This window comes from Streptomyces sp. TLI_053, from assembly GCF_900105395.1.
Classification (GTDB): domain Bacteria; phylum Actinomycetota; class Actinomycetes; order Streptomycetales; family Streptomycetaceae; genus Kitasatospora.
On sequence record NZ_LT629775.1, the window covers coordinates 7231540 to 7250507 of the forward strand.

An 18968-nucleotide genomic window follows, 5' to 3' on the forward strand; every position below is an offset into this window, starting at 1 on the left:
CTGCGTGATCGAGGAACAGGAGGAGGGCCTCCACCATGTCCGACCGCACCACCGCACCCGGGGCCGCCGGGCCCGGCACCCCCCGACGGCGCGCCCCGCTCACCCTCGACGAGCTGCGCGCGCTGGTCGACGCGGGCGAGGTGCACACCGTCGCCCTGGCCTTCACCGACATGCAGGGCCGGCTCCAGGGCAAGCGCTTCGCCGCCGGTTTCTTCCTCGACGAGGTGGCCGAGCACGGTGCCGACGCCTGCGAGTACCTGCTGGCCGTGGACATCGAACTCAACACGGTGGACGGCTACGCGCTCTCCTCCTGGGAGACCGGCTACGGCGACTTCGCCATGCGCCCCGACCTGTCGACCCTCCGCCTGACCCCCTGGCAGCCCGGCACCGCGCAGGTCACCGCCGACCTCGCCGGACGCGGCGGCCACCCGGTGGCCGCCGCCCCCCGCCAGCTGCTGCGCCGCCAGATCGCCCGGCTCGCCGAGTACGGCCTGGCCGCCGACATCGGCACCGAGCTGGAGTTCCTGGTGTTCCGCGACACCTACGAACAGGCCTGGCAGGGTGGCTACCGCGGGCTGACCCCGGCCAACCTCTACAACGTCGACTACTCGCTGCTGGGCACCGCCAGGGTCGAGCCGCTGCTCTCCCGGATCCGCACCGAGATGGCCGGCGCGGGCCTGGTGGTCGAGTCCGCCAAGGGCGAGTGCAACCTCGGCCAGCACGAGATCGCCTTCCGCTACGCCGACGCGCTCACCACCTGCGACCAGCACAGCGTCTACAAGACCGGCGCCAAGGAGATCGCCGCCCAACTCGGCTGCGCACTCACCTTCATGGCCAAGTACGACCAGCGCGAGGGCAACAGCTGCCACATCCACCTGTCGCTGCGGGACGCGGTGGGCGCCCCGGCGTTCGCCGCCGCCGACGGCCGGATGACCGACACCATGCGGCACTTCCTGGCCGGGCAGCTGCTCGCGCTGCGCGAGTTCACCCTGCTGTACGCGCCCAACATCAACTCCTACAAGCGCTACCGCCCGGGCTCGTTCGCGCCGACCGCGGTCGCCTGGGGCCGGGACAACCGGACGTGCGCCTACCGGGTGGTGGGGCACGGCGCGGGCCTGCGGATGGAGAACCGGGTGCCCGGCGGGGACGTCAACCCCTACCTGGCGGTGGCCGGCATGATCGCCGCCGGTCTGCACGGCATCCAGCAGAAGCTGGAGCCGCCCGCCCCCTGCCTGGGCAACGCCTACGCCGTCGAGGACTACGCCCGGGTGCCCGGCTCGCTGCGCGAGGCCGCCGACCTGTGGGGCGCCAGCGAACTGGCCCGCACCGCCTTCGGGGACGACGTGGTCGAGCACTACCTCCACATGGCCCGGGTCGAGCAGGACGCCTACGACGGAGCGATCACCGACTGGGAGCGCTACCGGTCCTTCGAGCGGATGTGAGCACCATCGACACGACCACCACCCTCACCGGCGCGGCGCCCCCCGCCTGCACCGTCCGCAACCCCGCCACCGGCGAGGTCCTCGCCACGCTGCCCGACACCACGCCCGTCCGGCTCGACGCCGCGGTGCGGCGCGCCGTCGCGGCCCAGCGCGGCTGGGCCGCCCTGGCACCCGGCGAACGGGCCCGGCTGCTGCGGCGCTTCGCCGACCAGGTGGACGTGCACGTCCCCGAACTCGCCTCCCTGGAGGTCACCGAGGCCGGCCACACCATCGGCAACGCCACCTGGGAGGCCGGCAACGTCCGCGACCTGCTGGAGTACGCGGCCGGGGGAGTGGAGCGGCTGACCGGGCGGCAGATCCCGGTGGCCGGCGGGCTGGACGTCACCTTCCGCGAACCGGTCGGCGTGGTCGGGGTGATCGCGCCGTGGAACCTCCCGATGCCGATCGCCGCCTGGGGCTTCGCACCGGCCCTCGCGGCGGGCAACGCGGTCCTGCTCAAGCCCGCCGAGGCGACCCCGCTCACCGCGCTGCGGCTCGCCGAACTCGCCCTCGCCGCCGGACTGCCCGAGTGCCTGTTCCAGGTGGTGCCGGGCTCCGGGCCGGTGACCGGCCGGGCGCTGGTGGACCACCCGGACGTGCGGAAGATCGTCTTCACCGGCTCCACCCTGGTCGGCAAGGAGGTCGCCGCCCGCTGCGCGGCCCGGGCCAAGCGGGTGACCCTCGAACTCGGCGGCAAGAGCCCCAACATCGTCTTCGCCGACGCCGACCTCGCGGGCGCCGCCGACCCGATGTCCTTCCTCGACAACAGCGGGCAGGACTGCTGCGCCCGCAGCCGGATCCTGGTCCAGCGGGAGGTCCTGGAGGACTTCCTGGCCCTGTTGCTGCCGGCCGTGGAGACGGTCCGCACCGGCGACCCGGCCGATCCGCGGACCACGCTCGGCCCGCTGATCTCGGCCGCGCAGGTACGGCGGGTGGCCTCGTACGTGACGCCCGACCTGCCGGTGCTGGCCCGCGGCACCGTCCCGGACGGCCCCGGCTTCTGGTTCCCGCCGACGGTGCTGGCGCCGGCCCGGCCGGACGTCCCGGCGGTCACCGAGGAGATCTTCGGCCCGGTCGCGGTGGTGCTCCCGTTCGAGGACGAGGCGGACGCGCTGCGGCTGGCCAACGCGACCAGGTACGGCCTGTCCGGCTCGATCTGGACCCGCGACCTGGGCCGGGCGCTGCGGCTGGCGCGCGGCGTCGCGGCCGGGAACCTCTCGGTCAACTCGCACTCCTCGGTGCGGTACTGGACGCCGTTCGGCGGTTTCGGGGAGTCCGGGGTCGGCCGCGAGCTGGGGCCGGAGGCGCTGGCGCACTTCACCGAGACCAAGAACGTATTCATCCGCACCGACGCGTAGGAGCCGCCAGTGACCCGGAACGCCCCCCGGCCGCACCACCCCCACGAGTCCGGGGAGGCCGGCGAGCCGGTCTGCCGCCGGCTGGTCGGGCGTACGGCCGTGATCACGGGTGCGGGCAGCGGGATCGGCCCGGCCTCGGCCCGCCGGCTCGCCGCCGAGGGCGCCCGGGTGGTCTGCGCCGACCTCGACGAGACCGCCGGCAGGGCGGCCGCCGAAGCGGTCGGCGGCCTGTTCGTGCACACCGACGTGACCGACCCGGCGATGGTCGAGGCGCTCTTCGACGAGGCCTACGAGACCTTCGGCAGTGTGGACGTCGCCTTCAACAACACGGACACCCCGCTGCCGGAGGACGACGCGGTCCTGACCGCCGGGCCGGACGCCTGGCGCGGGGTCCAGGAGGCCGACCTGACCTCGGTCCGCCTGTGCTGTCTGGCCGTGCTGCCGTACATGCGCCGGCACGGGCGCGGTTCGATCGTCAACGCCGCGGGCTTCGTGGCCCGGTCGGGCTCGGCGGCCTCGCGGATCTCCGCCGCCGCGTCCCGGGGCGGAGTGCTCGCGATGTCGCGCGAGCTGGGCGTGCAGTTCGCCCGGGAGGGGATCCGGGTGAACGCGCTCTCCCCGGGGCCGGTGGACACCCCGCTGCTGCGCGAGCTGGTCGCGGCGGACCCGGAGCGGGCGGCCCGCCGGCTGGCGCGGGTCCCGCTCGGCCGCTTCGCCCGGCCGGAGGAGATCGCGGCCGCGGTCGCCTTCCTGGCCAGCGACGACTCCTCGTTCATGACGGCCGGCGAGCTCCTGGTGGACGGCGGGATCTCCGGCGCCGGTGCGGCGCCGCCGCACGGCCCCGGGGAGTGACCGGGTGCCGCCCGGAGTGCGAGCACGGTGCGGCCCGGGGTGTGATCGGAAAGACACGGTCCGGGCTCTCGGAGGGGCCGCTGCCGCCTTCTCACGGTAATTTCATCGAAAAGGGCCGGAATTCGGGGTCCAGCTGATTTCGCGCTTATCCGGCTGCCTTTAGATTCTCTGTCGTGAGTGAGCAGATCCCCGCCGGGTGGTACCCGGACCCGAAGGACATCACCAGCGACCCGCGACCCCAGCGCTGGTGGGACGGCAAGGGCTGGACGGCCAGCACCCGGCCCGCACCCTCGGACGCGCCGCCGCCGGAGGCCCCGGCGGCCGGCGCTCCGGGGCCGGAGGAGACCGCCGAGACCCGGGTGCTGGAGGGGGAGGTGCTGGACAGCGGACCGTCGGTCCGCTTCCCGGAGCCGCCGCCCTTCGGCGCCGCCTACGGTTCGCCGCCGCCCCCGCCGCCGAAGCGGCGCCGCAAGCCGTCCAAGCTCGTGATCGCGGCCACCGTGGCGGCCGTGCTGGGCCTGGGCGTCGGTTCGGGCATCACCTATCTGGCGATGGACGACCACGGCGACCGGCACCACAACGCGCGCCAGGCCGTTCCGCCGGGCGGCAACGGCAACGGCAACGGCGGCCCGTGGCGCGGTCTGCCGGACTTCGGCGACCCGGGCGGCAACGGCGGCAACAACGGTAACGGCGGTAACGGCGGTAACGGCAACGGCAACGGCGGTGGCCAGGGCAACGGCGGCCGGGGCAACGGGAACGGCAACGGCGGCCAGGGCAACGGCAACGGCGGCCGCGGCAACGGCGCCAACAGCACCCAGGCCGTCGACGCCGTGAACCGGCTGGTCCTGTCCATCCCCTCGGGCTGGGAGGGCGGCACCACCCGCGACGGCTTCGCCCTGATCACCATCGGCTCCTACGACTGCGAGGGCGGCGGCAGCTGCTCGCTGGGCGGTGCCAACACCGGCCGGATCGACGGCAGCGGCACCGACGTCCAGGCGGCGGCCAAGGCCGACATCGACAAGGCCGTCAAGGACTCCTACAACGAGGTCCTCTCGCACCAGGAGCTCAAGTCCGAGGCGGTCAAGGTGGACGGCCGCGACGGCTACCTGGTCCGCTGGAAGGTGGACGCCGCCAAGGGCAACGACGGCTACGTGCAGACGGTGGTCTTCCCGTCCGCCGACGGCAAGTCGCTGGTCTCGGTGCACTTCGGCTTCGACATCGCCGACAAGGCGCCGGACGTCTCGGTGATGGACACCATCCTCAAGGGCATCAACGACTACAGCGGCAAGCTGCCCGCGATCCCGGGCTTCCCCGGCGGCCAGGACGGCGGCGGTACCGGCACCTCCAACACCTGACGCGGCAGTCGCCCCGGGACCCGACCGGGCCCCGGGGCGCGGTCCGCACGGTTCGGCTCACGCACGGCGGCGGCCCGCCCGGAACACTCCGGGCGGGCCGCCGCCGTACTGCAACGGGTGGATCGGCCGGGGCAGGCGCCGAACGGGGGTCCGAGGACGGCGCCGCCCCGGCTTCCGGCGGTCAGCCGTCGTGTCGAACAGCCTCGACCCGACGGCGCCGGAGCACCATGGCGGCCCAGCCGAGTCCGATCGCGGCGGCACCGGTGAGCAGCAGCGGCCCGGTGGCCGAACCGCCGCCGACCGCGGCGCTGTCGGCCGCGACGACCTTGCCGGCCGGCTCCTCGGCGTTGCCGCCGTGTCCGTGGTGGGCCACGGTGGACTTGGACTGGCCGGCGGCGATCTGCGCCTCGCTCGGCGCGGCCGGGGCCTGGGCGGTGAGCGCGGAGACCGCCTCGGTGAGCGAGGTGCCCTTGCCGAAGTCGATGTCCGAGCAGCTGTAGAACGCCTCGGGGCTGTCGGTGCGCTGCCACACCATGTAGAGCAGCTGACGGCCGGTGCGCTGCGGCAGGGTGCCGCTGTAGTTGTAGTAGCCGTTGTCCGAGGTGCGCAGGGTCGGCACCTGGGCGACCGTCACCGGGTCGAGGTCGGACCACTTCAGCGGCTGGGTGGGGTTCCAGCTCTGCTTGGTGATGTAGATGGTCTGGTTGCCCTGGTGCGGGGCGGTGACCCGGAACTTGAAGTCGATCTTGCCGGCGGTGACCGCGGTGGCGGGCCAGTCGGCGCGCGGCAGGTCCAGGGCCTTGTACTTGTCGCGGCCGGCGGAGCAGAGCTTGCCGTCCGGGATCAGCGCCTGGTGGTTGCCTGCGGCGTTGGCGAGGTTGACCTCGTTCCAGTCGTACAGCGGCTGGGTGCCGCTCAGTGCGACGAGGTCCTTGCAGATCTGTGACTTGGGGGTCTCCGGACCCTCGGCGTAGCAGGCCGCGATCCGGCTGACCGGGTTGGTCACGGTGCCGTGGGCGCCGGCCGTGCCGATGCCGGCCGCCGAGACGGAGAGGAACGCGGCGCCGATGACGCCGACGGACAGGGCGGTGCGCTTCATGGACATGGGGTGGGGACTCCTTGACCGTGTACCGGGCCGAGGTTGTGGGGGAGTGCCGGGCACGTCTGCCCGAGGGGCCGTTCGACCCGGCGGTCCGGTCCCTGGGCTGAGCGTATGATTGGACTAGACCAGCTGGCAATAGCGCGCTGTGGGCCACTTTTTGACGGAATGTAGCCCGCCGAGCAGCGCAAAGGCCCGACGGGGAGCCGTGGTTAGGCATCCCATCGGGCCTTCTTAAGGTCCGGCCAAGGTTCCCGGGGCCGCCGGGGCTCCCGGGACTCCCGGCGACCCGGGCGGGGTCAGTCCCTCCCGGGCGGCGGGGACTGGTAGTTGTAGGTGATCCGGTCGGCCCGCCCCGCCTGGACGACGGACTCGTTGAACGTCCCGCCGCGGATCTCGTTGTGCACGGTGAGGCCCGGCTGCTGCCGCGGCGCGAACTCCCGCAGCAGGGCCGCCAGCTCCGCCGCCGCCTGCGGGTCCTGCCGCAGCGCCCGGCGGATCCGGTTGCGCAGCTCGGCGGCCTGGTCGCCGACCAGTTCGGCGTCGCCGTCCGCCCGGACCACCTCGACCCGGATCTCCTCCAGCTCCGCCGACACCTCCTCGGCGTCCCGCCCGCGCCCCAGCAGCCCCGCGAGGCGGGACCGCAGCTGCGTCCACGCCTCGGTGGCCATCAGCCCGACCACCGTGGTGGCCCCCGTCGTCACCAGCTGCGCGATCTCGGCCTCCACGGCCTCCCCCTCCGTCGGTCCGGTGCCCCCGTCCACGGTAGTGGAACCGCGGCCGCCGAGGGGGAGGGAGCGCGCGGCTCAGAGGAAGGTGTGCCCCTCGCCCCGGTAGGTGGGCACGGTGCGCACCACCCGGTCGCCCTCGATCAGGTGCAACTCCGGGAAGCGCTCGCAGAGTTCCCCCGCCTTGGCGTGCCGGAACCAGACCCGGTCGCCGATCAGCAGATCGTCCGCGGCCGCGCCGAGCAGCGGCGTCTGCACCTCGCCCGCCCCCTCCATCGGGTCGTAGCGCAGCCCGGCCGGCAGGTACGGCACGGGGGAGCGGTCCGGACCGGCCGCGCCGGACGCCGGGTAGCCGCCGCCCAGCACCGTCACCACGCCGAGCCCGGGCCGACGGACCACCGGCTGGCCGAACAGCGCGGCCGGCCGGCCCCGGAACGAGCGGTAGTTGTCGAACAGCCGCGGTTGGTACAGCCCGGAGCCGGCCGCCACCTCGGTCACCGCGGCCTCGGCCACCGTCGACTCGACGCTGCCGGTGCCGCCGCCGTTGACGAACTCCAGCTCGGCCACCCGGCGCACCAGTCGGACCGTCGCGGCCCGCCGCTCGGCCAGCTCGGTCCGGGCCCGGGCCTGCATCAGCCGGATCAGCCCGGAGCGCACCGGCCGCCCGGGCACCGCGTCGCCCACCCCGGCGACGTGTCCCTCGTAGGCCATCAGTCCGACCACCCGGAAGCCCCGGCGGCGCTGCACCAGCTCGGCGAAGGCGGCCACGTCCCCGGGGGTGCGCAGCGGCGAGCGGCGGGCGCCGACCCGGACCCGGCCGCCGAGCAGGTGCAGCGCGGTGTCCAGCTCCAGGCAGACCCGCACCTCGGCGGAGCCGCCCCGGGCCGCGTCGACCAGGTCCAGCTGGGCCGGGTCGTCCAGGACCACGGTGACGGCGGCGGCGAGCTCCGGGTCGGCGGTCAGCTCGGCGAAACCGGCGCGGTCGCTCGAGGGGTAGGCGAGCAGGATGTCGCGCAGACCGGTACGGGCCAGCCAGAGCGACTCGGCGAGGGTGAAGCCCATCACCCCGGCGAAGCCCTCCACGGCCAGTGCCCGTTCCAGCAGGGCGCGGCAGCGCACCGACTTGCTGGCCACCCGGACCGGCTTGCCCCCGGCCCGGCGCACCAGGTCGGCGGCGTTGGCGTCGAAGGCGGCCAGGTCGACCACGGCCACCGGGCCGTCCAGATGGGCGGTGGCCCGGTCGTACCGGGCGCGGTCGGCCGCGGGGGAGGGGGCCGGCGGGGCGGCGGCCGGGCGGGTGGACGCGGTGCGGGCAGCGGCTTGGGGCGTGGCCATGGGCGCAGCGTGCCACACCCGCCCTACCCGCGGGTAGGGGTCGGACGGGGGACCTTCGGACGGGGTTCCGGGCGGATGCTCCGGACAGGGGCTCCGACAGGGCCCGGACGGGACCTTCGGTCCGCGCGGGGCGGCCGCACGGTGGCATAGGGTCGGCGGGTGGACCGCAACGACTTCCCGAACCCGGCCTTCGCCGGCAAGAGCATCCCCGACCCCGGCTTCTCCGGCGACGACGGCACCGCGGACCCGGCGCTGACCGCCGCGCTCGCCCGCTGGACGCAGGATCCCGCCGCCGAGCCGCAGGTCCTGGCGGCGCTGACGCCGACCCGGCTGATGGTGCCGATCGTGGCGATCCTCGGCGAGGTCGAGGTGGACGAGCACGGGCACAAGCACGACAAGAGCAGTGACATGGCCGTCCCGCTGGTCGAGGCCGCCGACGGCCGGCGCGCCCTGCCGGCCTTCACCTCGCTGGAGTCGCTGGCCCGCTGGCGGGCCGACGCCCGCCCGGCGCCGGTGGCCGCGCCGCAGGCCGCCATGGTCGCCTTCTCCGAGCGCGCGGACACCCTGCTGCTGGACCCGGCCGGGCCGGTGCCGTTCCTGCTGTCCGGGGCCCGGCTGCGCGCGCTGGCGGAGAACCGGCCGTACCTGGCGCCGGCCGCCGACCCCGAGGTGCGGGAGGCGGTGCGGGCGCTGCTGGCCGCGGAGCCGCAGGTGGTCGCCGGGGTGCTGGCGGCGGCCGAGGACTCGGACGGCGTGCTCGCGGTGGTCCTGGACCCGGAGCTGGACCGGGCCGGGATGCAGGAGGCCGCGCAGCGGGTGGGCCGGGCGGTGGCCACCGACCCGGTTCTGCGGGTGCGGCTGGACCTCGGGCTGGACCTGGCGGTCCTGCCGGCGGGCGCCGGGCTGCCGGGCGAACCGCTCTACCGGCGCTGACGACGGACGGCGGGGAGCATCGTCACGTGACGATGCTCCCCGCCGTCGTGGCTGCGTCCTGGGTTCAGGAGTAGACCGGCCCGGTGAACTTCTCGCCCGGGCCCGAGCCCGGGGCGTCCGGGACGAGCGAGGCCTCGCGGAAGGCCAGCTGCAGCGAGCGCAGGCCGTCCCGCAGCGGTGCCGCGTGGAAGTTGCTGATCTCCGGGGCGCCGGCGGTGACCAGACCGGCCAGCGCGGTGATGAGCTTGCGGGCCTCGTCGAGGTCCTTGTCCTTGTCGCCGCCCTCGGCGAGACCGCACTTGACGGCCGCGGCGCTCATCAGGTGCACCGCGACGGTGGTGATCACCTCGACGGCCGGGACCTCGGCGATGTCCCGGGTGAGGTCGTCGAAGCCGATCGCCTCGTCGTCCGCGGCGGGGTTCTGGGTGGGCTCGCTGCTCAAGGGGGGCTCGTTCCGTCGTGCCGGTGTCCGTACAGGGTGTCCGTACAGAGGGAGCGTACAAGCCGGGCCGGGCGGGGGCGGAATGGCGTTCGATCCCCCGGGGCTGTATGCTTCGAGACTGACCGGCCAGGCGTCCTCAGGGAAGCCCGGCCAGCAAGAGGAGGCTCCACCCAGGAGGCCCGAGAGGGCAACCACGACAGTCTCCCACCCGAGCGGCCTCGCGGTCGACGGGTCCGGTCCGCGACGGGCGCCCAGCGCCGACAGTCGCCGCAGCACCCCTCGCCGGGTGTCGCCCCCGGTTGTGTGGAGCCCCGCTTGTACCGAGCGGGGCTTTTTTCGTGTCGCGGTGTGGGCGCAGGGATCCACAGCGCAGCACGAATGAAGCCCCGCCCAGTGGTCGAGTCCACTACGTGCGACCGCCGTCCGACGGCCGCATCGCAGAAGGTGCAACCGAGGAGGCCCCATCAGCACCGAGCCCCGCATCAACGACCGGATTCGCGTCCCCGAGGTGCGACTCGTCGGTCCCAGCGGCGAGCAGGTCGGCATCGTGCCGCTTGCCAAGGCGCTGGAGCTCGCGCAGGAGTACGACCTCGACCTGGTCGAGGTCGCGGCGACCGCCCGGCCGCCGGTGTGCAAGCTCATGGACTACGGCAAGTTCAAGTACGAGTCGGCCATGAAGGCCCGTGAGGCGCGCAAGAACCAGGCGCACACGGTCATCAAGGAGATGAAGCTCCGGCCGAAGATCGATCCGCACGACTACGACACCAAGAAGGGTCACGTCGTTCGGTTCCTCAAGCAGGGCGACAAGGTCAAGATCACGATCATGTTCCGTGGTCGTGAGCAGTCCCGCCCCGAGCTGGGCTTCCGTCTGCTCCAGCGGCTCGCCGACGACGTCCAGGACCTGGGCTTCGTCGAGTCGTCGCCGAAGCAGGACGGCCGAAACATGATCATGGTCCTCGGCCCGCACAAGAAGAAGACCGAGGCGATGGCCGAGGCCCGCGCCCTCGCCGACGCCCGCAAGGCCGAGCGTCAGGGCCGGACCCCCGGTTCCGACGCCGCCGCGGACTCCGAGGAGCTCCTCGAGGCCCAGGACGAGGTCCTGGAGTCCGAGGACGTCGCCGAGGACCTCGCCGAGGCCCAGGACGCCGCCGCCGAGACGGAGGCCCCCGAGGCCGCCGCTCCGGTCGAGCAGCCGGCCGAGGCCTCCCAGGGCGCCTGACCTTCCCCGGTCAGCGGCCCGGGAGACCGGCCACCAGGGTGACGGGGCGTCCCGCCCGGTCACCACAGATCCATCCTTCACGCCCGCGCGGCGCACACCGCGCGGGCGTGGACGGACCGACGAGGAGATACGGCGACATGCCGAAGCAGAAGACGCACAGTGGCGCCAGCAAGCGCTTCAAGATCAGTGGCTCTGGCAAGGTGCTGCGCGAGCGCGCCGGCCGCCGCCACCTCCTGGAGCACAAGCCCTCGACGCTGACCCGCAAGCTGGCCGGGACGGTCGAGCTGGCCCCCGCCGACGCCAAGAAGATCAAGAAGCTTCTCGGCAAGTGATCGCCCTCCCGCCCGGCGCCAGCCGTGTGCGGGGCAGCTGATCCTTCCCGACCCATTCGAATGACGGACCACGTGAAGTAGTCCGTGGTCCTACCCAAGGAGTAATCAAGTGGCACGCGTCAAGCGGGCAGTGAACGCCCACAAGAAGCGCCGGGTCATCCTGGAGCGCGCCAGCGGCTACCGCGGCCAGCGCTCGCGCCTGTACCGCAAGGCCAAGGAGCAGGTCACCCACTCGCTGGTCTACAACTTCAACGACCGCAAGAAGCGCAAGGGCGACTTCCGTCAGCTGTGGATCCAGCGCATCAACGCTGCGGCCCGTGCCAACGGCATCACCTACAACCGCTTCGTGCAGGGCCTGAAGGCCGCCAGCGTCGAGATCGACCGCAAGATGCTGGCCGACCTGGCCGTCAACGACCCGGGTGCGTTCGCCGCGCTCGTCGAGGTCGCCCAGAAGGCGCTGCCGGCCGACGTCAACGCCCCGAAGGCCGCCGCCGACGCCGCCTGATCCTCGGATCAGTTGTGTTGAGCTGACCGGACCCGCAGGCTCGATCCTGCGGGTCCGGTTTTGCGTTACCGCACAGACGCCAGTACAGAGACGAGACCATGCCGAGCACCGACACGCCCCTGCTCACCTCCCTGCGCTCGCCGCGCGTCATCGCCGCCCGGAGGCTCGCCAAGCGCAGCCAGCGCGGCAAGGAGCGCCGCTTCCTCGTCGAGGGCCCGCAGGCCGTGCGCGAGGCCGTCGCGTACGGGCGGCTGCCGGGTTCGGGCGAGCACGCCGTGGTCGAGGTGTACGCCACGGTCGAGGCCGCCGAACGGCACGCGGGGATCGTCGAGGCCGCGCTGGCCGAGGGGCTGCCGGTGCTCACCGCCACCGACGAGGTGATCGCCGGGATCTGCGACACCGTGACCCCGCAGGGCATCGTCGCCCTCTGCCGCTTCATCGACACCCCGTTCGCCGACGTGCTGGCCGCCCGGCCGAAGCTGGTCGCCGTGCTCGCCCACGTCCGCGACCCCGGGAACGCCGGCACCGTGCTGCGCACCGCCGACGCGGCCGGGGCCGACGCCGTGGTGCTCACCGACGCCTCCGTGGACCTCTACAACCCGAAGGCCGTCCGGGCCTCGGTCGGCAGCCTGTTCCACCTCCCGGTGGCCGTCGGCGTACCGGTCGAGGAGGCGATCGGGCGGCTGCGCGAGGCCGGCGTGCGGGTGCTCGCGGCCGACGGCGCGGGGGAGCGCGACCTCGACCGGGAGCTCGACGAGGGCACCCTGGGCGCGCCCGGCGCATGGGTGTTCGGCAACGAGGCGTGGGGGCTCCCGGAGGAGACCCGCGCGCTCACCGACGAGGTCGTGCGCGTCCCGATCCACGGGCACGCCGAGAGCCTCAACCTGGCCACCGCCGCCGCGGTCTGCCTGTACGCCTCGGCCCGCGCCCAGCGCTCGCCCGGCGGGTGCCGCGCGGCCGTCCGGTAGCGCCCGCGGTCCGCTCGCGGCGGCGCCCGCCGTCCGGCCCCGCCCGGCCGCCGGCGGTCCTCCCGCCCGCCCGGGCACCGCGCCCCGTCCGGCCGCCCCGGGCGGTCCCCCGGCGAGCGCCCGGGAACGGGCGCCGCGCGCCGTCGTGCCGACCGCGCCGGGAACTCGTCGTGGGCCCTATTACCCGAGGCTGGGAGGCGCTAGGGTCTGCCTCGGTGGGGGGAAAGACACGGTGGGTAATCGGGGAGGACACCCATGGTCGGCAGCGGGCCAGAGCTCGACCCGGACGACCTGCCGGACGGCCTGGTGGTCGCCGACGCGTTGGGCCGGGTGGTCTGCTTCAACCGCGCCGCCGCCCGGCTGACCGGCATCCACCCGGGGGCCGCCCTCGGCAGCGGACTGGAGGACGTCCTCCCGCTGGAGGACCTCGACGGCCGCCGCTGGTGGCAGCTGACCGACCCGTACGGCGGCCTCGCCGTCCGCACCAGCCAGCCGGAGCGCAATCTGCTGCTGCCCGGCGGCCGCGAGGTGCTGGTCTCCGCCCGCTACGTGCGGGCCCGCCCCAAGGGACCGGTGGAGAAGCTGGTGATCGCCCTGCGCGGCACCGAGGCCCGCCGCCGCACCGAGCGCAGCCACGCCGAACTGATCGCCACCGTCGCGCACGAGCTGCGCTCGCCGCTCACCAGTGTCAAGGGCTTCACGGCGACCCTGCTCGCCAAGTGGGAGCGGTTCACCGACGGGCAGAAGCGGCTGATGCTGGAGACCGTGGACGCGGACGCCGACCGGGTCACCCGGCTGATCGCCGAGCTGCTGGACATCTCCCGGATCGACGCCGGCCGGCTCGAACTGCGCAAGCAGGTGGTGGACCTGGCCGCGGCCGTCCGCCGGCACGTCGAGCGCAAGGTCGCCACCGGCATTCCCGAGGACCGCTTCGACATCCGGATCGGCGAGCCGCTGACGGTGCTGTGGGCCGACCCGGACAAGGTCGACCAGGTGCTCGCCAACCTGCTGGAAAATGCGGTGCGCCATGGCGAGGGGACTGTCACCATCGAGGTGGCACCGGCCAAGGAGGTCGTCGAGGCCCCCGTCTGGGAGCGCCCCGGCACCCCGCCCCGCATCGTGGAAGGCACAGCGGTCACCGTGAGCGACGAAGGAAGCGGGATCCCCGAAGAGGCGGTCCCACGCGTCTTCACCCGCTTCTGGCGCGGCTCCAGGCGCGGCGGAACCGGTCTCGGCCTCTACATCGTCAAGGGCATCGTCGAGGCCCACGGCGGCTCGATCCGGGTGGACCGCGCGCCCGGTGGCGGCGCCCGGTTCCGATTCGTCCTGCCCGCCGGGATCCCCGACTTCATGCTCTGAACGAGCAGCGGCGCCCTGCCCAGCGGGGCGCGGTCGGTCCACGGGCGGGCTTGACGGCGGTCGCGCTACGCGCTGCGACTACACTCGACCTTTGGCGTTGTGGAACGCCCTGCGCGGCTGTGCCGCGGACAACCCACCTCCCCCGTTCGGAGACCGGCTGCCCGTGCCCCGGCCACGCCGGGCGTGACGCGGTGGCCCCCTCCTGCCCGTCGGCGGGCCCGGAGGGCGCACGAGCCCCCTTACCTGAGCACGGACGAGCAGGAGCACGGGAAGATAGAGATGTCGGCACCCAACAAGTCGTACGACCCGGTAGAGGTCGAGGCCCTCAAGCCCGAGGTGGTGGAGGCGGCCCGGGACGAGGCGCTCGCCGCGTTCGCCGCCGCCACCAGCCTCGACGAGCTGAAGCAGGCCAAGGTCGCCCACACCGGCGACCGTTCCGCGCTCTCCCTCGCCAACCGCGAGATCGGCGCCCTGCCCCCGCACGCCAAGGCCGCCGCCGGCAAGCTGATCGGCCAGGCGCGGGGCGCCGTCAACCAGGCCCTCGCCAAGCGGCAGGGCGAACTGGAGGCCGAGCGCGACGCGCGGGTGCTGGTCGAGGAGGCGGTGGACGTCACCCTGCCCTACGACCGCACCCCGCGCGGCGCCCGCCACCCGCTGACCACGCTGGCCGAGCGCATCGAGGACACCTTCGTCGCGATGGGCTACCAGGTCGCCGAGGGCCCCGAGGTCGAGGCCGAGTGGCTGAACTTCGACGCCCTCAACCTGGGCCCGGACCACCCGGCCCGCTCCATGCAGGACACCTTCTTCGTGCAGGCGCCGGACGGCTCCGCCGACTCCGGCGTGGTGCTGCGCACCCAGACCTCCCCGGTCCAGGCCCGCACCCTGCTCGACCGCGAGCCCCCCGTCTACGTGGTCTGCCCCGGCCGGGTCTACCGCACCGACGAGCTGGACGCCACCCACACCCCGGTGTTCCGGCAGGTCGAGGGCCTTGCCGTGGACGAGGGCATCACCTTCGCCGACCTCAAGGGCACCATCGAGCAGCTGGTCTCGACCCTGATCGGCGACGGCCTGGAACTGCGCTGGCGTCCCTCGTACTTCCCGTTCACCGAGCCGAGCGCCGAGATCGACCTGCAGTGCTTCGTGTGCCGCGGCGAGTCGGTCGGCAACCCGGACCGGCCCTGCCGCACCTGCGGCTCCGAGGGCTGGATCGAGCTCGGCGGCTGCGGCGTCGTCAACCCGCGGGTGCTGGTCGCCTGCGGTGTCGACCCCGACCGCTACAGCGGGTTCGCGTTCGGCCTGGGCCTGGAGCGGATCCTGATGAACCGTCACAACGTCGCCGACATGCGCGACATGGTCGAGGGTGACGTGCGCTTCACCCTCCCGTTCGGGATGGAGATCTGATGCGCGTCCCGCTTTCCTGGCTGCGCGAGTACGTCGACCTGCCGGCCGGCGAGACCGGCCGCGACGTGGCCGAGCGCCTGGTCCGGGCCGGCCTGGAGGTCGAGACCGTCGAGCAGCTCGGCGGCGACCTCAAGGGCCCGCTGGTGGTCGGCGAGGTGCTCTCCATCGAGGAGCTGACCGGCTTCAAGAAGCCGATCCGGCACTGCTGGGTCAACGTCGGCGAGGCCAACGGCACCGGCGACCCGCAGGAGATCGTCTGCGGCGCGACCAACTTCGCCGTCGGCGACAAGGTCGTGGTCGTCCTCCCGGGCGCCGTGCTGCCCGGCCCGTTCCCGATCGCCGCCCGCCAGACCTACGGCCACACCTCGGCCGGCATGATCTGCTCCGCCCGCGAGCTGGGCATGGGCGACGACCACGACGGCATCATCGTGCTGCCGCCCGAGTACGAGCCCGGCACCGACGCGATCGAGCTGCTCCAGCTGGTCGACGAGGTGCTCGACATCGCCGTCACCCCGGACCGCGGCTACTGCCTGTCCGTGCGCGGCGTGGCCCGCGAGGCCGCCGCCGCCTACGGGCTGCCGCTGGCCGACCCGGCGCTGCTCGACGTGCCGCCGGCCAACTCCTTCGGCTACCTGGTGAAGGTCAACGACCCGGCCGGCTGCGACCGCTTCGTGGCCCGCACCGTGGTCGGCATCGACCCGGCCGCCAAGTCCCCGATCTGGCTCCAGCGCCGGCTGCAGAAGGCGGGCATCCGCCCGATCTCGCTCGCCGTCGACATCACCAACTACGTGATGCTCGAGGTCGGCCAGCCGCTGCACGCCTACGACAAGCAGCGGGTGGACGGCCCGATCACGGTCCGCCGGGCCGAGCCGGGCGAGAGTCTGACCACGCTGGACGGCGTCAAGCGCACGCTGTCCGCCGAGGACCTGCTGATCTGCGACAACAGCGGCCCGATCGGCCTGGCCGGCGTCATGGGCGGCGCCTCCACCGAGATCCTCGACCCGGCCGCCGGCCCGGGCACCACCGAGGTGATCATCGAGGCGGCGCACTTCGACCCGGTCGCCATCGCCCGCGGCGCCAAGCGGCACAAGCTGCCCTCCGAGGCGTCCAAGCGCTTCGAGCGCGGCGTCGACCCGGAGGCCGCCCGCGCCGCCGCGCAGCGCGCCGTCGACCTGCTGGTGCTGATCGCCGGCGGCACCGCCGAGGCCGGTGTCACCGACATCGCCGCCCCGCACCCGGTGCGCACCATCACCATCGCCGCCGACCTGCCCGACCGGGTCGCCGGCACCGGGTACGGCCGCGAGACCGTCACCCGGCGGCTGCAGGAGATCGGCTGCTCGGTCTCCGGCGCCGACGTCCTGGAGGTCACCCCGCCGACCTGGCGCCCCGACCTCACCGACCCGTACGACCTCGCGGAGGAGGTCATCCGGCTGGAGGGGTACGACAACGTCCCCGCCCGGATGCCCACCGTGCCGCCGGGCAAGGGCCTGACCGAGGCGCAGCGCACGCACCGCCGCGTGGGCGTGGCCCTGGCCGGCGCCGGCTACGTCGAGGTCAACAACTACCCGTTCGTCGGCGAGGCGTCCTTCGACGCGCTCGGCCTCGAGCCGGACGACCGCCGCCGCCGGACGGTGACGCTGGTCAACCCGCTCAACGACGAGGAGCCGGGGCTGCGCACCACGCTGCTGCCGGGCCTGCTCGGGGCGCTGCGCCGCAACATCGGCCGCGGCAACACCGATCTGGCGATCTTCGAGACGGGGACGGTGTTCCTGCCGAAGGACGAACTGTCGGTCGCCCCGCGCCCGGCCGTCGACCGCCGTCCCAGCGCCGAGGAGCTGGCCGCGCTGGACGCCGCGCTGCCGCACCAGCCGCGCCGGGTCGCGGTGGCGCTGGCCGGTGAGCGGCTGCCGTCCGGCTGGTGGGGCAAGGGCTCCGCGGCCGGCTGGGCCGACGCGATCGAGGCCGCCCGCGCGGTGGCCCGGGCCGCCGGCGTCGAGCTGGAGGTGCGCCGCGGGCAGCTGCTGCCCTGGCACCCGGGCCGCTGCGCCGAGCTGGTCGTGGCGGGCACCGACCGGGTGGTCGGCCACGCCGGCGAGCTGCACCCGCGCGCCGTCAAGGCGCTGGGTCTGCCGGAGCGCACCGCCGCGATGGAGCTCGACCTGGACCTGCTGTCCGCCGACGGCGCCGTGCGGGTCGACGGCCCGCCGGTCTCCGGCTTCCCGGTGGCCACCCAGGACGTCGCGCTGATCGTCGACGCGGCCGTGCCGGCCGCCGAGGTCGAGGCCGCGCTGCGGTCCGGGGCCGGCGAGCTGCTGGAGGCGATCCGGCTGTTCGACGTCTTCACCGGCGAGCAGGTCGGCGAGGGCCGCAAGTCGCTGGCGTACGCGCTGCGGTTCCGCGCCGCGGACCGGACGCTGACCGCCGACGAGGCGAGCGCCGCCCGCGAGGCGGCCGTCGCCGAGGCCGTCGCCCGCACCGGCGCGGTGCTGCGCGGGGCCTGACGGCCCGTCCACCCAGCGGTACGAGGGCCCCGACCGGACCACCGGTCGGGGCCTTTCGCATGACCGGGCCCGCAAAGATGGCGCCAGGCCCTTGCGCGGTGGCGGGCGTGAACGCTTCAATCTAGTTAGGAAACTTTCCTAACTCTCCTCGTGCGTCCGGAGACCCCCATGCCCCGGACCGGGAAAACGGAGCCCCCCTCATGCGACTGAAGCACCCCACCGCCAGGCTCGCTCTCGCCGCCCTGCTGGTCGCCGTCCCGGCCAGTGTCGCCGCCGCCGGCACCGTCCACGCCGCCCCGGCCCCCGCCGCCGCCACCCGGCTCGCGGCCGTCGGCCTGGACGACCCGCACAAGAAGGACATCGCGATGCAGCTGGTGTCCAGCGCCGAGAACTCCTCCCTCGACTGGAAGTCCCAGTACAAGTACATCGAGGACATCAAGGACGGCCGCGGCTACACCGCCGGCATCATCGGCTTCTGTTCGGGCACCGGTGACATGCTCGACCTGGTCGAGCACTACACCGACCTCAAGCCGGGCAACATCCTCGCCAAGTACCTGCCGGCGCTGCGCAAGGTCAACGGCACCGAGTCGCACTCCGGCCTCGGCTCCGCCTTCGAGAAGGACTGGGCCACGGCCGCCAAGGACAGCGTCTTCCAGCAGGCCCAGAACGACGAGCGCGACCGCGTCTACTTCAACCCCGCGGTCAACCAGGCCAAGGCCGACGGCCTGCGCGCGCTCGGCCAGTTCGCCTACTACGACGCGATCGTCATGCACGGCCCCGGCGACAGCACGGACAGCTTCGGCGGCATCCGCAAGGCCGCCATGAAGAAGGCGAAGACCCCCGCCCAGGGCGGCGACGAGGCCACCTACCTGAAGGCCTTCCTGGCGGCCCGCAAGACCGTGATGCTGAAGGAGGAGGCCCACTCGGACACCAGCCGGGTGGACACCGAGCAGACGGTCTTCCTCAACGCCAAGAACTTCGACCTCAACCCCCCGCTGAAGTGGAAGGTCTACGGCGACAGCTACACCATCAACAGCTGACGGGCCGCCGGGGGGTGGTGGCGGGAGGTGCGGCGGCGGCCGGGCCTCCCGCCACCGGTG

17 protein-coding genes are annotated in these 18968 nt (G+C 73.9%); 13 read left to right on the forward strand and 4 right to left on the reverse strand.

What is annotated here, in order from left to right; all coding sequences use genetic code 11:
- The first annotated feature begins 35 nt into the window (after positions 1–35).
- The 4 genes from BLU95_RS30245 (at position 36) to BLU95_RS30260 (ending at position 5046) form a co-directional block, all read left to right on the forward strand.
- Complete coding sequence (locus BLU95_RS30245) at positions 36–1442, forward strand: glutamine synthetase family protein (RefSeq protein WP_093862770.1); 1407 nt, start codon at positions 36–38, stop codon at positions 1440–1442.
- Positions 1439–2839 (forward strand): aldehyde dehydrogenase family protein, encoded by a 1401-nt coding sequence (locus tag BLU95_RS30250; protein ID WP_502689751.1) that lies wholly within the window; start codon positions 1439–1441, stop codon positions 2837–2839. Before BLU95_RS30245 ends, BLU95_RS30250 begins: the two co-directional genes overlap by 4 nt.
- Before the next feature lie 9 nt (positions 2840–2848).
- Entirely contained in the window at positions 2849–3691 is an 843-nt protein-coding gene (locus tag BLU95_RS30255; RefSeq protein ID WP_093862771.1) for an SDR family oxidoreductase, read from the forward strand.
- A gap of 173 nt (positions 3692–3864) precedes the next feature.
- Complete coding sequence (locus tag BLU95_RS30260) at positions 3865–5046, forward strand: DUF2510 domain-containing protein (RefSeq protein WP_093862772.1); 1182 nt, start codon at positions 3865–3867, stop codon at positions 5044–5046.
- 181 nt (positions 5047–5227) lie between these two features.
- Here the strand turns inward: BLU95_RS30260 and BLU95_RS30265 are convergent, their stop codons facing one another.
- From BLU95_RS30265 to BLU95_RS30275, 3 genes are all read right to left on the reverse strand, one after another.
- The gene (locus tag BLU95_RS30265) at positions 5228–6151 is read right to left on the reverse strand and encodes a lytic polysaccharide monooxygenase auxiliary activity family 9 protein (RefSeq protein WP_093862773.1); all 924 of its coding nucleotides are present in this window, start codon (positions 6149–6151) and stop codon (positions 5228–5230) included.
- Positions 6152–6444: 293 nt separating this feature from the next.
- Positions 6445–6873: a hypothetical protein gene (locus BLU95_RS30270; protein WP_093862774.1), complete on the reverse strand. Its 429-nt coding sequence runs from the start codon at positions 6871–6873 to the stop codon at positions 6445–6447.
- Between the two features lie 78 nt (positions 6874–6951).
- Positions 6952–8208, reverse strand: a complete 1257-nt coding sequence (locus tag BLU95_RS30275; protein WP_093862775.1) for an amino acid deaminase/aldolase — start codon at positions 8206–8208, stop codon at positions 6952–6954.
- Positions 8209–8367: 159 nt separating this feature from the next.
- Here BLU95_RS30275 and BLU95_RS30280 point away from each other — a divergent pair, with 159 nt between their 5' ends.
- Positions 8368–9141: an SseB family protein gene (locus tag BLU95_RS30280; protein ID WP_093862776.1), complete on the forward strand. Its 774-nt coding sequence runs from the start codon at positions 8368–8370 to the stop codon at positions 9139–9141.
- 64 nt (positions 9142–9205) lie between these two features.
- Here BLU95_RS30280 and BLU95_RS30285 read toward each other — a convergent pair whose 3' ends face one another.
- Positions 9206–9583, reverse strand: a complete 378-nt coding sequence (locus BLU95_RS30285) for a DUF1844 domain-containing protein (protein WP_093862777.1) — start codon at positions 9581–9583, stop codon at positions 9206–9208.
- A gap of 463 nt (positions 9584–10046) precedes the next feature.
- On the opposite strand from BLU95_RS30285, the gene infC reads away from it, so the two are divergent.
- The 8 genes from infC (at position 10047) to BLU95_RS30325 (ending at position 18908) form a co-directional block, all read left to right on the forward strand.
- Complete coding sequence (infC, locus tag BLU95_RS30290; protein WP_093862778.1) at positions 10047–10802, forward strand: translation initiation factor IF-3; 756 nt, start codon at positions 10047–10049, stop codon at positions 10800–10802.
- Between the two features lie 137 nt (positions 10803–10939).
- Positions 10940–11134 carry a 50S ribosomal protein L35 gene (gene rpmI, locus BLU95_RS30295; RefSeq protein WP_030055648.1) on the forward strand — a complete coding sequence of 65 codons (195 nt, stop codon included), beginning with the start codon at positions 10940–10942 and terminating at the stop codon, positions 11132–11134.
- Between the two features lie 109 nt (positions 11135–11243).
- A complete protein-coding gene (rplT, locus tag BLU95_RS30300; RefSeq protein ID WP_030395970.1) occupies positions 11244–11639 on the forward strand; it encodes a 50S ribosomal protein L20 in 396 nt (131 codons plus the stop codon).
- A gap of 98 nt (positions 11640–11737) precedes the next feature.
- A complete protein-coding gene (locus tag BLU95_RS30305; RefSeq protein WP_093862779.1) occupies positions 11738–12607 on the forward strand; it encodes a TrmH family RNA methyltransferase in 870 nt (289 codons plus the stop codon).
- Between the two features lie 255 nt (positions 12608–12862).
- On the forward strand, positions 12863–13966 hold the full coding sequence (locus BLU95_RS30310) for a sensor histidine kinase (RefSeq protein WP_093862780.1): 1104 nt from the start codon (positions 12863–12865) through the stop codon (positions 13964–13966).
- Positions 13967–14245: 279 nt separating this feature from the next.
- A complete protein-coding gene (pheS, locus tag BLU95_RS30315; RefSeq protein WP_093862781.1) occupies positions 14246–15367 on the forward strand; it encodes a phenylalanine--tRNA ligase subunit alpha in 1122 nt (373 codons plus the stop codon).
- A complete protein-coding gene (pheT, locus tag BLU95_RS30320; RefSeq protein WP_093862782.1) occupies positions 15367–17868 on the forward strand; it encodes a phenylalanine--tRNA ligase subunit beta in 2502 nt (833 codons plus the stop codon). The genes pheS and pheT overlap by 1 nt, the downstream gene beginning before the upstream one ends.
- A 200-nt stretch (positions 17869–18068) precedes the next feature.
- Positions 18069–18908, forward strand: a complete 840-nt coding sequence (locus BLU95_RS30325) for a chitosanase (protein WP_093862783.1) — start codon at positions 18069–18071, stop codon at positions 18906–18908.
- The last annotated feature ends 60 nt before the right edge of the window (positions 18909–18968 follow it).